The sequence below is a fragment of the Corynebacterium hiratae genome, from assembly GCF_009708045.1.
In the GTDB taxonomy this organism is placed as follows: Bacteria; Actinomycetota; Actinomycetes; order Mycobacteriales; family Mycobacteriaceae; genus Corynebacterium; species Corynebacterium hiratae.
The window spans coordinates 1-14,906 of the sequence record NZ_VIOG01000007.1 but is presented as its reverse complement, the minus strand read 5'-3'; the positions used below and the strand labels follow the sequence as shown (position 1 = coordinate 14,906).

Annotated in this window: 11 protein-coding genes and 1 pseudogene; 6 read left to right on the top strand and 6 right to left on the bottom strand. The window is 64.1% G+C overall.

Annotated features, from left to right (window positions below; translation table 11 throughout):
- Window positions 1-22 precede the first annotated feature (22 nt).
- Window positions 23-637, bottom strand: coding sequence for an MBL fold metallo-hydrolase (locus tag FME68_RS07335; RefSeq protein ID WP_158396971.1), 615 nt, complete (start codon window positions 635-637; stop codon window positions 23-25).
- Between the two features lie 10 nt (window positions 638-647).
- Window positions 648-2,228, bottom strand: coding sequence for a redoxin domain-containing protein (locus FME68_RS07330; RefSeq protein ID WP_158396969.1), 1,581 nt, complete (start codon window positions 2,226-2,228; stop codon window positions 648-650).
- A gap of 169 nt (window positions 2,229-2,397) precedes the next feature.
- Here FME68_RS07330 and FME68_RS07325 point away from each other — a divergent pair, with 169 nt between their 5' ends.
- The 3 genes from FME68_RS07325 to FME68_RS07315 are packed head-to-tail and all read left to right on the top strand — an operon-like array spanning window position 2,398 to window position 3,849.
- Window positions 2,398-2,604 carry a hypothetical protein gene (locus FME68_RS07325; RefSeq protein WP_158396967.1) on the top strand — a complete coding sequence of 69 codons (207 nt, stop codon included), beginning with the start codon at window positions 2,398-2,400 and terminating at the stop codon, window positions 2,602-2,604.
- Window positions 2,605-2,611: 7 nt separating this feature from the next.
- Window positions 2,612-3,220, top strand: coding sequence for a sigma-70 family RNA polymerase sigma factor (locus FME68_RS07320; protein WP_070821401.1), 609 nt, complete (start codon window positions 2,612-2,614; stop codon window positions 3,218-3,220).
- Window positions 3,217-3,849 carry an anti-sigma factor gene (locus FME68_RS07315; RefSeq protein WP_158396965.1) on the top strand — a complete coding sequence of 211 codons (633 nt, stop codon included), beginning with the start codon at window positions 3,217-3,219 and terminating at the stop codon, window positions 3,847-3,849. The genes FME68_RS07320 and FME68_RS07315 overlap by 4 nt, the downstream gene beginning before the upstream one ends.
- Before the next feature lie 43 nt (window positions 3,850-3,892).
- On the opposite strand, the gene pdxR is transcribed toward FME68_RS07315, so the two are convergent.
- Window positions 3,893-5,194, bottom strand: coding sequence for a MocR-like pyridoxine biosynthesis transcription factor PdxR (pdxR, locus tag FME68_RS07310; RefSeq protein WP_328287767.1), 1,302 nt, complete (start codon window positions 5,192-5,194; stop codon window positions 3,893-3,895).
- An 81-nt stretch (window positions 5,195-5,275) separates the two neighbouring features.
- On the opposite strand from pdxR, the gene pdxS reads away from it, so the two are divergent.
- The 3 genes from pdxS to ppc all read left to right on the top strand — a co-directional run bounded on the left by pdxS (window position 5,276) and on the right by ppc (window position 9,699).
- Window positions 5,276-6,178 (top strand): pyridoxal 5'-phosphate synthase lyase subunit PdxS, encoded by a 903-nt coding sequence (gene pdxS, locus FME68_RS07305; RefSeq protein WP_049157099.1) that lies wholly within the window; start codon window positions 5,276-5,278, stop codon window positions 6,176-6,178.
- 5 nt (window positions 6,179-6,183) lie between these two features.
- Window positions 6,184-6,954: a pyridoxal 5'-phosphate synthase glutaminase subunit PdxT gene (gene pdxT, locus FME68_RS07300; protein ID WP_328287766.1), complete on the top strand. Its 771-nt coding sequence runs from the start codon at window positions 6,184-6,186 to the stop codon at window positions 6,952-6,954.
- A gap of 75 nt (window positions 6,955-7,029) precedes the next feature.
- Window positions 7,030-9,699: a phosphoenolpyruvate carboxylase gene (ppc, locus tag FME68_RS07295; protein WP_328287765.1), complete on the top strand. Its 2,670-nt coding sequence runs from the start codon at window positions 7,030-7,032 to the stop codon at window positions 9,697-9,699.
- 253 nt (window positions 9,700-9,952) lie between these two features.
- On the opposite strand, the gene FME68_RS07290 is transcribed toward ppc, so the two are convergent.
- From FME68_RS07290 to FME68_RS07280, 3 genes and pseudogenes are all read right to left on the bottom strand, one after another.
- Window positions 9,953-10,981, bottom strand: a complete 1,029-nt coding sequence (locus FME68_RS07290) for an HNH endonuclease signature motif containing protein (RefSeq protein WP_158396960.1) — start codon at window positions 10,979-10,981, stop codon at window positions 9,953-9,955.
- Between the two features lie 89 nt (window positions 10,982-11,070).
- Window positions 11,071-13,139 (bottom strand): annotated as a pseudogene (locus tag FME68_RS07285) (M3 family metallopeptidase).
- Between the two features lie 52 nt (window positions 13,140-13,191).
- Window positions 13,192-14,559 carry a PepSY-associated TM helix domain-containing protein gene (locus tag FME68_RS07280; RefSeq protein ID WP_158396959.1) on the bottom strand — a complete coding sequence of 456 codons (1,368 nt, stop codon included), beginning with the start codon at window positions 14,557-14,559 and terminating at the stop codon, window positions 13,192-13,194.
- Between the last annotated feature and the right edge of the window lie 347 nt (window positions 14,560-14,906).

The following is a 14,906-nucleotide window of genomic DNA, read 5'->3' as shown; positions in this document are numbered from 1 at the left end:
GATCTCCCCGCAGCGCGAAGGCTCAAGGCGCCTGTTGGATGTCGATGCTTTCACCGACCTGCAGGCGCCGATAGCCGCTCACGCCGGCGCGTTGGAGCATGCCGTCGGTGATTTGCTTGCCGGCGTCGGAAAGCACGGCGTCATGGATGGGCACCGTCACGCGCGCGCCGATGCGCATGGCATAATCCGCGGCATCCGCCCCGCGCACCCACGGGCCGGCGATGGGGAGCAGTAGAACCTCAACCTTGCGTCCCTCAGGGACGCACCATTGGTCCCCGGGGTGCAGCACGCCATTAAAGAAATAACCCAGGTTTTCCGGGCGCGGAATGCTGGGGTGGATTTCTTCGTGAAGCCCGCCCACCGCGTGAATCTCAAGGCCCAGAACCGTGAACGTCTCTCCGGTATGAACGACGGTGCCGGAGCCGAGGGCGTCGATGGCTTCCTGCGTTCCCCACACCGGCAGGCCGCTTGCACGCACGGCATCGACGTCGAGGTGGTCACCGTGCGCGTGCGTGAGCAGCACCGCCTCAGCGCCTTCGAGGCAACTGAGATCTGAAAGGGGGCCGGGGTCGATGACGATGCGCCCCTGGGGTGCCTCGACGGCCACGGCGGATTGTCCATGTAGAGATAGCTTCATGATCCCCACGCTAGCCAAAAGTAAAGGAATACAGCGAGAGCCCTTCGCTTACCTCCAGCTCGATGGTCTCGGTGTGATTGTCAGACTCCCGGACGAGATCCACCGTGCCGTCCTGGGTGATGTCGAAGGTGCGGACCGAACCATTCGCGCGGTGCACGCGAACCGTTCCGCTCCCTGATGTTACGAGCTGTACCCAGGCGGCGCGATAGTTCAGTCGCAGGCGCGCGTTAGGTCCGGCGGTGATGGGCTGGCCGGCCAGCGTCCACGTCCCGCCCAGCGAATACTGACCTAACGGCGGCTCGCTTGTGGTGAACTGGTGCGTGCCGTCGTGGTAATCGGGGTTGGTGAAATACTGTGCGCGTGCGGTGCCGAGGTAGGTCTCCGGCGAGCGCGGAGCGCTGTGAGTATCGGCGGCTTCAATGGGCTCAGGCAGTTCTATGCTGGGGTCGCGCTCGAGGAGAAGCTCGCGAATGAGGCGCTCGGTCTCGGCGTAATCTCCCTCGCCGTGGTGGGATTGGCGCAACATGCCGTGCTTGTCGACGAGATAGTGCGCCGGCCAGTACCGATTCCCAAAGTTCTTCCAGGTGGCGAAGTCATTGTCCTGTGCCACCGGGTACTCGATTCCCTGCTCGCGGGCCGCACGGCGCACGTTGTCGGCCTCGTGCTCGAAAGCGTATTCCGGCGCGTGGATTCCGATGATGTCGAAGCCGTAGTCCTTGTAATGCGCATAGAGCTTGGTCAGGTGCGTGTTGTTGCGCTGGCAGTTGATGCAGGCATAGGCCCAGAAGTCGATAAGCGTGACCTTGCCGGAGGTGCGCGGATCGGCGGGCGCATCCGTGTTGAACCAGCCGGTCAGCCCCGCGAACGCGGGCACGGGGGTTCCTTCCGCTGTGGGAGCGTCCTGTTCAACGGGCGTGGCGTCGACGTTGATGCTGGGGAGTTTCTGCTGCAGCCACGCGGGCGCGCCGAGTGAGATGGCGCCGGCCATAGCGATCACCACAATTCCCGCAGCGATGCGCACCCCGCGTTGATGGGAGCGGAAAGCATCGACGCGTTTGCCCACCTCGTTGCCGCCTAAGGCGAAAGCCAGAAGCGGGATCGCCACGCCGAGGGCGAAGGAGAGGCAGAGGAGGAGGATGTGGGCGTCGACAGTCCCGGTGGCGCCCGCCACGGAGATGGCGGCGAGTACAGGGCCGGCGCAGGGGACGAAGACAACCCCCATGGCTAGGCCGACAATGAAGCCACTCTTGTCGCGGGCTGTGGCTTGCAAGCCGCCAGCTTTCGGGAGCTTCTGGAAAGGCCACTCGAGGGCTTCCTGCACGCGAGGGAACACCATTCCTAGGCCCACGAGAACGAGCAGCGCGATTCCCACTTTCCACAGGACGTCGGCGGGCAGGCCCAAGGCATTGAGCAGCGTTGTGGCGAAAAGCGTGACGAGGCTAAAGCTCGTCACCAGCCCGCCGACGACCTGCCATGGCCGCCACCGTGAGCCGCCGCTGACCGCGAGGACCAGCGGCAAGACCGGCAAGATGCAGGGCGAGATGCCGGTGATAAGACCACCGGTAAACCCGATGAATAGCGTAGATAACATCCTGTGCTCCTTCGCTTGTGATGCGGTGTGCGTATGCAATCAGTTCGGAACACGAGTGAAAAGCGGATTGCGTTTAAATCCGTCCAATCCGCATCGCAGGGTGGCTCCGAATCGTCAGATACAGGGTCCGGAAAGGCCGGACCCGAAGACCTGAAGAAGGAGTACCGAAATGAAGAAGTTTGTTACCGCCGCCGCTGCACTTGCCATTGCCGCCAGTGGGCTGGTTGCCTGCAACGACAAGAAGGAAGAGGTGGACATGAAGCCCAGCTCCGAGATGATGGCCCCGAGCTCGGACGCCATGGAGTCGGATTCCATGATGACAGAGGAAATGAAGAGCGATGAGATGATGGCGCCAAGCGAAGAAATGACCAAGTAAAAGTGCCATGTCCGCCCCGCTGCTGGAGGTAAGCTCTACACCCGTGTCTGCGATGTCACCTGATGAACATGCGCGGCTGAACGACTTGCTCGTTCAGACCGCTGCGGCAGACAAGCATGCCTTCAGTGCGCTATACGACGCCCTCGCGCCCACCGTGTACAGCGTGTGCCTGAGCGTTCTGCGCAATCCCGCTTTAGCCGAAGAGGTTGCCCAAGATGTCTTCGTTGAGGTGTGGACTTCCGCTGCGAAATTTGACCCGCAGCGGGGAAACGCGCGGTCGTGGGTGGGCAGGTTGGCGCATGGGAGGGCCGTCGATAAGCTGCGTAGCCACGTTGCTGCAGTGCAACGCGATAACCGCGACGCGCTGTTGGACCAGGCTACCTACACCGAGCCTCTTGAAGATGAGGCCCTAGGACATGTCGAAGCGCAGCGCCTGCGCTGGGCCATCGACGAGATTGGGGAGCCGCATTCCACCGCGGTAGCCCTCGCATTTTTCAATGGCTTGACGCATGCTGAACTGGCAGAATCAACGGGAGTACCGCTGGGTACGGCGAAGACGCGCGTGCGCGACGGCGTTAAGAAGCTAAAAGCGATTCTCGGAAAGGAGGGAAGATGAGCAATACGCATGAGTTTTCTGATGAGACTTTCGACGACTTCCTCGATTCCCTCCCAGACGTGCATCCGCCAGCGCGAATGAAAGATGCTGTCTTTGCGGAAATTGACGGTGGCGAAGCTGCTGAGGTCATCGAGCTTCCACGCCGCCGCTGGCGGGCCTTCGTAGCGGTGCCGGCTGCCGCCGCAGTGCTCGTCGCAGGCGTGGTAGCCGCGCCGCAGCTCTTGCAGTTGGGTCAGCAAGATGCACCGGATAGCGCGCAAGTAGAGGCTGAATCGCCGGGCGAAAAATCCATGCACGACATCATGGGCGCAGAGGACCTTATGCAGGGCAGTGCGGATGCCTCGGGAGCGCAACTGGATATCGTTTCCTCCGCCTCGATGGCGAAATCCGGCGCGATGGTCGATGGCCAGCCGCAACTGGCCGACGGCATGGGCGCCCAGGTGTGGGCAGTCAGTGCAGATGGTGAGATGGCCTCAGCCGGGGTTATCGGTCAGGACCCACACGATGGGGTGTGGATGCCCTTCGACGGTGCCGCGGTCAAAGTCATGGTTACCGAAGAACCCGCGGGTGGCAGCGAGCAACCGACGGGCCGCACCCTCGCCACCGTGACCTTGGCCAGCGCTAGCTAGCCCGGTATGCGATAGGGCAGCTACGCGCCAGGCCAGCTACATGTCAGCTAGTTAAGGCCTGCTTGACCAGATCCAGCGCGGCGGCGAGCTCAACATCACTCAAATGTCCGAAGCCCAAGACCACGCCTTCCTCGGCGGCCACGCCGCCCCAGTAGTCGCTGAGCGGGGTGAGCGTTAGCCCTAGGGAAGCCGCGCGGTCGACCACGGCGTTATCGCACAGCAACACCGCATGGAGCCCGCCGTGGATGGGCAGAAGGGTAGCGGGGGCGTCTTCCAGCGCGGCTTGGACGAGGTCACGGCGGCGTTTGTAGGCGCGGCGCATCCGCCCGGTATGCCGCCGCAGGGCACCGCTGGCCAAGTAGTTCGCTAGCGCCGCTTGGGGGATAGCACCGACAGGCTGGCCGAAGACCTCCCGCACCCGATCCACCGCCGAGCGTAAGCTCGGGGGCAACACCAGGTAGCCGCAGGCAATCGACGGCGAAATCACCGAGGAAAACGTGCCCAGCAAGACGGTGTGCTCGGGAGCGAGCGCGGCCAGCGCGGGCAAGGGCTGGCCGACGTAGCGCAGCTCGGAATCGAAGTCATCCTCGATGATGAGCACGTCGTTGCTGCGTGCCCACTCGACGAGCTCCGCGCGCCGGGCGGCCGGCAGGGAACCGCCATAAGGGTGCTGGTGGGACGGCGTGACGATGAGAACGTCGAGGTCAACGGTGGGGACGGTGACGCCGTGGGCGTCGGTGGGGACGTCGACAAGCGTGTGGCCCAAAGCCTGGGGGACGCGGCGCAGGCTGGGGTAGCCGGGGGACTCCACGCCCACGCGAAGCTGGCCGCCCAGCGCGCGCAGCAGCACCGAGAGGCCGTCGCGGGCGCCGGCGGTGATGACAACGTAAGCCGGGTCGACGGTGAGCCCGCGCATGTGGCGCAGGTGCGCGGCCACCTCGCGGGGAAGATCGCCGGAAGGATTCACGGCGGCCTTGCGCCACGCCGCCCTCCATTCGGGGGTGATGATTCCTTCGGTATCGGGCAAGCCGGGGGTCAACTCCACGCGCGGTGGGGCAGAGCTGGGCCGCGGCGCGGGGTGAGGCTGTGGGGTGCGCCCATGGGGCAGGTGCGGGTTGATGACTGTGCCCGAGCCAACCGACGCGGTGAGGTAGCCCTCGGCGGTGAGCTGCTCGTAGGCGGTAACCACGCTGCCTCGGGAAATGCCCAGATCGCGCGCCAGTGAACGCGTCGACGGCACCTGCTCGCCGGGCAGCAAAATGCCCGCCGCGACTTGGGTGCGGAGGGCTTCGGCAATCTGCACCGGCAGCGCGCGCGTATCAGATGGATCGAGGCGGAAAGACACGACCCCATCATAAGTGGTCTAATTCAACACTCTAAAAATGGCTCTTGTCTTGGACCAATTTTCTGGGCCACTATGTGAGCCATGACTGAACAGAAGATTGAACAGGGACGCGCCACCACGCGCGTCAAGCGTGGACTGGCTGACATGCTCAAGGGCGGCGTCATCATGGATGTAGTCACCCCGGAGCAGGCCCGAATTGCTGAGGACGCGGGTGCGTCCGCCGTCATGGCGTTGGAGCGCGTGCCGGCCGATATTCGCGCTCAGGGCGGCGTGGCCCGCATGTCTGACCCGGACCTCATCGAGGGCATCGTCAACGCTGTGGACATTCCGGTGATGGCGAAGGCCCGCATCGGCCACTTCGTGGAGGCGCAGATCCTCGGCGAGCTGGGCGTAGATTTCATCGACGAGTCCGAGGTGCTCAGCCCGGCCGATTACGTCAACCACATCAACAAGTGGGACTTCGACGTGCCTTTCGTCTGTGGCGCCACCAACCTGGGCGAGGCCCTGCGCCGCATCACCGAAGGTGCGGCCATGATCCGCTCCAAGGGCGAGGCCGGCACTGGCGACGTCTCCGAGGCCGTCAAGCACCTGCGCACCATCAAGGGTGAAATCGCGCGCCTCCAGAACCTCGACCGCGACGAGCTCTACGTCGCAGCCAAGGAGTTGCAGGCACCGTATGACCTGGTTGCTGAGGTCGCGGAGACCGGCAAGCTGCCGGTCGTACTGTTCGTCGCTGGTGGTGTGGCTACGCCTGCCGACGCCGCCCTCGTCCGCCAAATGGGCGCCGAAGGCGTCTTCGTCGGCTCCGGCATTTTCAAGTCCGGCGAGCCTGCGAAGCGCGCGGAGGCCATCGTGAAGGCGGCGACCCTCTATGATCAGCCGGCCGAGCTGGCCAAGATCAGCCGCGGCCTAGGCGAGGCCATGGTGGGCATCAACGTCAACGACATCCCCGCCCCGCACCGCCTGGCTGAGCGCGGTTGGTAACCGCGGTGCGACCACACGTTGGTGTCCTCGCGCTGCAGGGCGGGGTGGAGGAACACCTCGCCGTGTTGGAGAGCCTCGGTGCTGAAACGCGCCGGGTGCGCCTGCCGCAGGATCTCGACGGGCTGGACGGAATCATTCTGCCCGGCGGAGAGTCGAGCACCATCGATAAGCTGGCGCGCTCTTTTGGCGTCGCCGAGCCGCTGCGCCGTGCTGTCGAGGGAGGGCTGCCGGTCCTGGCCACCTGCGCGGGGCTCATCTACAGCGCTCGCGAGCTGGAAAACCCCGCGCCGGGCCAGCAGACACTGGGGCTTATCGACGTCACCGTGCGCCGCAACGCCTTCGGCAACCAACGCTTCTCCCAGGAGCGCATCGTTCCCGTCGCGATGCAAGGTCAGCGGCCCGATGCAGAGACCTCAGAGGTTGGGGCGCGGCGCCGGGACGCCGAGGCTCATGGCATAGGACCCCGAAGCATCACGCTCGATATTGAGGCGAGCTTCATCCGCGCGCCCATCGTTACCCGCGTGGGCGAAGGTGTCGAGGTCATCGCCACCGTGCCTGCCCCTGCACCCGACAGCGTAGCCAGTGGTGCGGCTGGCGAAGATAGCGCGGCGTGCAAAGATAGCGCCGAATATGACGGGAAGCTAACTCATCCCGCCGCGGGGCACGAAGCAATTGTGGGCGTGCGCCAGGGCCGGGTCACAGCGCTGAGCTTCCATCCGGAAGAAAACGGTGACTCGCGCCTCCACGCCGCGTGGCTCGCTTCTTTTGCTAAATAACTATCGCCCGATAGTGCTCTGGGCTACATTGAGATGTGCTAGCTGAACACATCACTCCCAGAAAGGCTCCTCGCCGTGAGCACACCCGCCCCAGAACAAGTCCGCGAAGACATCCGTTTCCTCGGCCGGGTGCTCGGCCGGGTCATCGCGCAGCAGGAAGGCGAGGACGTTTTTGAGCTCGTCGAATCCACCCGCCGCATGGCCTTCGACATCGCCCACGGCGATGCCAAGCCGGAAGACCTCGTCGCTATCTTCCGCGACCTCGACATCACCAAAGTCAACCTCGTGGCGCGAGCGTTCAGCTATTTCGCGCTCATCGCGAATCTAGCGGAGGACTTGGATGACGAGTCCGTCGAGGCGCCGGTTTCCCTGCGCAAGACATTCGCCAAGCTCAAAGAAGAAGGTGTTGCGCCCGCCGACGCCGCCTCCGTCATCCGAGGCGCTCACGTCGCCCCCGTTCTCACCGCGCACCCCACCGAAACCCGCCGCCGCACCGTCTTCGATACCCAGACCCGCATCAAGAATCTTCTCAAGGAAGCTCACCGCGGCGGCGACATGGCGGCGATCGAGAAGGAAATGTACCTGCGCATGACGCTGCTGTGGCAGACCGCGCTGATTCGTATCGCCCGCCCCACCCTCGAAGACGAGATCGACGTCGGCCTGCGCTACTACAAGCTTTCGCTGCTCGACCAGGTTCCCGCTCTCAACCGCGCCATTCGCCACGCCATGCGCGAGACCTTTGGCCAGCAGCTTCCCGATTCCCCCGTCGTCTGCCCCGGCTCCTGGATTGGCGGCGACCATGACGGCAACCCCTTTGTTAACGAGCACACCCTGACCTACGCCACCCGCAAGGCCGCAGCGACGGTGCTGCAGTACTACGCCGACGAGCTCGGCGAGTTGGAGCGCGAGCTCTCCCTATCAGACCGCTATTCCTCCAGTTCCAAGGAACTGGGCGCGCTTGCCGACGCCGCCCACAACGACGAAAAATCCCGCGTCGACGAGCCCTATCGCCGGGCCATCTTCGGCATCCGGAAGAAGGTGCTGGCGAGGTTGGAGGGGGAGGCGTCGCCAAGCGCGTATGCGTCGCCGGAGGAACTCAAGCGGGACCTGGACGTGATCGACCGCTCGCTGCGCCAGTTCAACGATGACATCATCGCCGATGACCGACTTGCCCGATTGCGCTCGGCGGTGACGACGTTCGGGTTCCACCTTTCGACGCTGGACATGCGCCAGAATTCGGAGTCCTTTGAGAACGTCCTCACCGAGATTTTCGCCGCGGCCACCATCACCCCGGACTACCGCGCGCTGGGGGAGGAGGAGAAGGTCGCGCTGCTCGTGCGCGAGCTGCAGACCAACCGTCCGCTGCTGTTCCCGGGGGCGGAGAAGGAATTCAGCGAAGAGACCGCGAAGGAGCTGGGGATTTTCCGTGCGGCGGCACGCGCTGTGCGGGACTTTGGGCCGAAGTCGGTGTCGCACTGCATTATTTCTATGACGGGAACGGTCTCCGACATTTTGGAGCCGATGGTGCTGCTCAAGGAGGTGGGCCTAGGCCAGGTCGATGTGGTGCCGCTGTTTGAGACCATCGAGGATTTGAAGGCCGGCGCCGGCATCCTGGAGAAGCTGTGGCAGGTGCCCGTTTATCGCGCGCATCTGCGCTCGCGCGGGGATATCCAAGAGGTGATGTTGGGGTATTCGGATTCCAACAAGGACGGCGGTTATTTGCAGGCGAACTGGGCGCTATACGACGCCGAACTGGCCCTCGTTGAGCTCTGCGCGCGCCACGGCGTGGAGCTGCGGCTAGCGCATGGTCGCGGCGGTGCGGTAGGCCGCGGCGGTGGCCCGACCTATGATGCGATTTTGGCTCAGCCGAAAGGTGCGGTGTCGGGTTCGGTGCGCATTACCGAGCAGGGTGAGGTGATTTCTGCGAAATACGGCGCTCCGGAGACCGCGCGCCGCCACCTGGAGGCTTTCGTCTCTGGCGCGCTGGAGGCATCGTTGTTGGATACCGAACCGATTGTGGATCCCGAGCGCGCCTACGGCATCATGCGTGAGCTGGCGGCGTTGAGTGGCGTGGCCTACCGCCAGCTTGTCGACGACCCCGGGTTCATCGCCTACTTCACCCAGTCCACCCCGCTGCACGAGATTGGCGAGCTCAACCTGGGCTCGCGCCCGACCTCGCGCAAGCAGACCACCGCGATTACGGATTTGCGTGCGATTCCTTGGGTGCTGTCGTGGTCGCAGTCCCGCACCAACATTCCGGGCTGGTTCGGCGTGGGCAGCGCGGTGACGGCGTGGGTGCAGCAATCCGCTGGAGGGGAGGTTTCGGGGAGCGAGGAGAAGCGCTGGGAAGAGCTGCGCGAGCTGTACCGCACGTGGCCCTTCTTCCGTTCTGTGTTCGCGAACATGGCGCAGGTCATGGCTAAGGCGGAGATGCAGCTGGCGCGCCTGTATGCCAACTTGGTCGACGACAAAGAAACCGCGGACCGTATCTACGGCCTGATTTCCGAGGAGTTTGAGCGCACCCGCGAGGTCTATCTTAAGGTCACCGGCAACGCGGAGTTGGTTAGTGAGAACCTACGCCAGGCGCGGTCGCTCAAGCGTCGCTACCCGTACCTGCTTCCGCTCAATGCCATCCAGCTGGAGCTGCTGCGTCGCTACCGTAAGGGCGACGACCAATTCCTGGTGTCCAAGACCATCCAGGTCACGATGAACGGGTTAGCCACCGCGCTGCGCAACGCCGGCTAATCCGCCCGCCCGCCACACCGCACATCCGGCCCAACCGCTCGGCCCGCCAACCCCCACGTCCGTTCAACCCGCACGGCCCACATTCCTGCGGGACAGGCTTGAGCGCATGACCAGTTCCGTGAGTTAAGCCGGCACGCCGAATGCCCCGCGAGGAAGTGATTTCCTGCGGGGTACGACCAAACAGTGCTGGAAGAGTGCCCTGGCGGAGCGGGGCACACTGGTGCGCAAGATGACCTTGAGGTTTGTTGAAGCGTTAGTTGAAGGCGCTGGTGAAGACCGGCGCGGCGTCGTATGGCGGGATCCATGCCACCCGGCCCCCGATGCGATCCATGTGGCCGCGTGAGGGCGGGGCATCGGGGTCATCGTCGTTGACTCCGTTGTGGTACGGGCACAGCGGCACCAGGTTGAGGATATTGGTGGGCCCGCCGCGGGCCCAGGCCTTGATGTGGTGGATCTGGCACTTCTCAAAGGGAACCTTGCAGCCCTCCCAGGCGCAGCAGGGATTCTCCGCGGCCAAGGCGAGGCGCTGCTTGGCGGTGGCGAAGCGCTGGAAGCGGAAGACATCGAGCGGACCGTGTTCGCGGCTGACCGCCACGATGATCCCCTTGTCCAGCAAAGCGCGCTCCACCAGCTGCGATCCGGTCATCGTCGCACCACTGGTGGTGCGGACGATGAACTCTTCGCCGTCCTTGTCGGTATTGCCCTTGAGCAGCTCGGCGTAGTCATCGAGCTGCAGGACCGCCATGGTGGCAACCTCAGTCTTGACGCCGCCACCGTCCAGATTTTCCAAGAAACTCTCGCCGGGGCGTTCCTGGTCGATGCTCTCGAATACGCCAGTCAGCTGCAGCGAGTCCGCGGTGACCGTGAGCGTGGCCAGGCCGTTGCCATGCTGGGTGAGCTTGGCGCGCTCGGCATATGTGCGGGGCTTCCGCATCTGACGCAGCTTTTTGCGCGCGACCTTTTCCACCAGCTCCGCGCTGGTCTGGCATAGCTCCACCCGCAAATCCCACGCTTTGTTGTGGTCCCGAACCTTGGCCACGAAGTGCTCGATGAGCTGCAAGGTCACCAGCCCGTGCCCGCGCTGGCGCGCGGCTGCAACCGCCGTGCGCTGTTTCTTCGAAGAAGAGGTGTGCCCGAAGTAGGTGTGGTGGAGGGAGAGGAACACGGTGGCGTCGGCAGGCGTGGCGCCGAGGGCCACCAAGTCAGATTCAGACAGGCCCGCGCACTCGGCCACCAGGTCAATGGCGCGGCCGAGGGCGGCGAAGAACGTCTGTAATCTCATACCCCGCAGCCTAAAAGCACTCCACCCCACCTCCAAGCCCCGAACTAGCCATCCGATGAAATCTGTGGATAACTAGTCGGCACTCGGCTTTAGGCGCCGGCGAGGCCGCGGCGCTTGAGCAGCGGCGCGACGTCCTTGTCGCGGCCGCAGAACTCGCGGTAGGCCTCCGTGAAGTCGCGAGACGCGCCCTTCGACAGGATGACATCGCGGAACTTCTGACCGGCCTCGCGCAGGTCGGTTTGCTCTTTGAACCACTCGAAACCATCGGCGTCGAGCGCTTCGGCCCACAGGTAGGAGTAGTAGCCCGCCGAGTAGCCGCCGGCGAAGATGTGGTTGAAGTAGGTCGAGCGGTAGCGAGGCGCGATGAGCTCGTTATCCAGCCCGGCCGCGCGCAGGGCTTCGGCCTCGAAGTCGGCGACGGCCTCCGGGGTAGCCTCCAGCTTGGCGGCGTCGGCAGCACTGAGCGAATGCCAGGCCAAGTCGATGATTGACGCTCCCAGATACTCCGAGGTGGCGAATCCCTGACCGAACTCGGAGGCGGCGGAGATGGCGTCGAGAAGCTCGTCCGGAATAGGTTCGCCCGTCTCGACGTGGCGGGCGTACTCCTTGACCAAGTTCTTATCGAGCGCCCAGTTCTCGTTGATCTGCGAGGGGAACTCCACCCAGTCGCGAGGGACGTTGGTGCCGGCGAAGGTGGGGTAGCGGACGTCGGAAAGCAGGCCGTGCAGGGCGTGGCCGAATTCGTGGAAGACGGTGCGGACCTCGTCCATGCTCAGCAGCGGCTGCGAGCCGTCGGCGGGCTTGGTGATGCCCATGACGTTGACAATGACCGGCTTGCGCTCCAGCAGTCGGGACTGCCCCACGAACTCGCTCATCCATGCGCCGCCGCGCTTGGTGGGCGCCCGAAGTAGTCGGTGAGCAGAAGGCCGATTCCTTTATCCTCGTGCGAGTCGATATCTACGTGTGGGTCCTTATTCACGTGATTGACGTCTCCGTCAATCACCTCCCAGACGCGAACCCCCTCCGCGTAGCCCTCGAGGTCATCGCGGGGGATAACGGTGATGCCGTAGAGGCGCTCGGCGGCGGCAAAGACGCCCTTCTCCAGGACCTGGTCGAGTGGGAAGTACTTGCGCAGCTCCTCCTCATCGAGGGAGAAGTCGCGGGCGCGGACCTTGGATTCCCAATAAGGCCAGTCCGCGGAGCTGAAACCCTGGCCGTTGAGCGTTGCTTCCTCCGTGAGGAGCTTCTGCTCGCCTTCGGCGTTGGCCGCGGCGGCGGGGGCGAGGTCGAAGAGCATGGTGCGGGCGGCGTCGGCAGTCGCGGCGGTTTCCTCGGCGATGACGTAGTCGGCATGCGTGGCAAAGCCCAGCAGCTCGGCTCGCTCGGCGCGCAGCTGCACGGCCTCGATGAGCCCCGGGATGTTGTTCTCGGAGCCCCTGCTTGCCGACGCCGCATACAGCCTCCCCCTCGCATCCTCCCGCGCCAGACGGCTCAGCTCCGACTGCACGGTCGGCAGCTCCAGCGGGATGACGAAGCCCTCGCGGCCTAATGCTTCGGCATCGGCCTTGGCGGAGGCGATGCGCTCGGCGGGCAGGCCCTCGAGTTCTTCCTCGGTGAAGGAGACCGCGCGCTCGCGGGTAGACGCCATGAGGTTGCGGCCAAATTCTTCAGAGAGCGCGGAGAGGCGCTGGTTGATCTCGGACAGGCGGGCCTTGCCGGCCGCGTCGAGGTCGGCACCCTTGCGGGCAAAGGTGCGCAGGAGGTGGTCGTGGAGGCGCTGGCCTTCCGCGTCGTCGGCAGGCGGGGTGGCTTCCTTGATGCGCGCGTAGAGCACCTCGTTCTGGTAGATCGCGTCATAGTGCGCGGACAGGCGCGGGTAGATGTCGGCGGCGATCTCCTCCATCTCATCGGTGACATCCGTGCCGGAAAGGTTGCCGAAGACGGCCATGACGCGGTCGAGGTCCTGGCCGGAGCGCTCGAGCGCCTCCACGGTGTTTTCCCACGTAGGCGCGGCGGGGTTGTCGGTGATGGAGGCGATTTCGGCGTCGTGAAGCGCGAGTGCTTCGTCGAAGGCAGGGCGGTAGTGCTCGACCTTGATCTCCGCAAACGGTGGGAGCTGGTAGGGCAGTGTGGAGGGTGTCAGAAGTGGGTTAGTCATAAGAAACTACCGTACCTAATAAGCTCCGCCCTATGTGATGGCTTTCACTAAATTATCCGACCGGGATTGGCGTGCGTTCCCTGCGCGGGGCGGTGGCACGGTTCACAAGGATGACATCGAGAATCAGGAACGCTGCCAAAGTGATTCCTAAGAGCGGCAGGAAGACGCCCACGGTGGCCGCGAATAGCGCGCCCAACCCTGTGGTGGCCCAGGAGAAGTGGGCAGTCGGGAGGAAGCGTGGGCGACGTTTCCACCACATGTAGTACCCCAGTACTACGAGAGCGGCGGTGGCGAGGCCCAGTGCGAGCAGCGCAATCTGCAGCGGCAGCCCGAACATGATGCCCATGTGCAGGTAGATGCCCCAGCTGCTGAGTTTGCTAAACAGCGGCAGGCTGGAGAAAGGCTGGCGGTCGATGACGTCGCCTGTGGTGCCATCTACCGAAATTGCATCGGAGGTGGTGCGCCATTCCACCCAGCGTTCGCTGACCTGCCAGGCGGAGTTGGCGTCCTCCGGTGGGTACAGGCGCAGCGGTCCGGTCAGCCCCTCGGCGCGGCCGGTGGCAAGGACACGTTCGGCCTCGGCAGCCACGTTCGCGCTTGACGACGCCCCTCCAACCCCATGACCTTCATGTCCTTCATGGCCGGTGTGCTCATGCGTTTCAGCGGTGGTGCCGGGGAGGGCAGTCTCGATCGGGGTGGCCTTCCAGTCCATGCGCTCGACGAGGGAATCGACGTTGTCGCCGGCCAGGCCCGACCAGGTGATACCGGTGGCAGAGAGACCAAGCAGACCGATGAAGATCCAGGCGCCAACAGTGGAATGCAGGCGGGTGGCCTTCCAGCGGGCAGAGCGCTTGGGCTGCTGCTGCGCTGCGTTCGAGGTTGCCTTGTTCTTCGGGCGGCGGCGAATCCACCACATATAAAGTCCGCCGCAGGCCATGACCCACAACCAGGAAGCGGCCAGCTCCGAGTAGAGCTCACCGACCTTGCCCAAGCGGAAGCTTTCGTGCAGGGAGGAAATCCAGCGGCGCAGCGGCATCTCACCCAGGCCCGAGTAGGTGGGGTAGTCCCCGATGACCTCGGCGTTGGCAGGATTGATGAAGACGGTGCGCTGGAGGCTTTCGTCGATGCTGTCATCGGAAACCAGCACGCGCGTGGAATCCGTCGGTGTTGTGGCTGGCCAGACCTGCGTGACCGGCATGTCAGGGTGTTTGTGCTGCGCGGCCTGGATTTGTTCCTCCAAGCTCACGGGGTGCTCGACCGCCGGAACGGACATGACGTCGCGGTACACCACCTTCTCCAGGGAGGGCGCCATGGCATAGAGGCAGCCAGTCAGGGCCGCAACGAGGATGAAGGGGCCGACGAACATACCGCCGTAAAAGTGGATGCGCTGAATGAAAGATCGCAGAGCCGTCCGACTCATAGGTAGTGCTCTTTTCAGGGTCTTTGGTGAAGGCCCCTGCTGAACGTTCGCGGGGCGTTCAGGAGGGGCGATGGACAGGCGCTGATATCAACTGCACTACTAGTCGGAGGCGGTGGTTGCTTGGTTCCCGTGGATTGAAAAACTCTCTCTTTTGCTGTGCGGTGTAGCTTTTACAACCTTTGATGAGGTTAGGGGTTTGCATAAGCCGTTGTCGGACTTCAACCTGACTTGGCTCACGGTTAGGTGATGAAGGTCACCCTTGACATTGTGGCCTGGAGGTTTGGTGTTGTGGCGGTTATTTTTTCGGCACTAAGCGGGTATCGGCGGGGGTAGCCGGTAGTCTGATT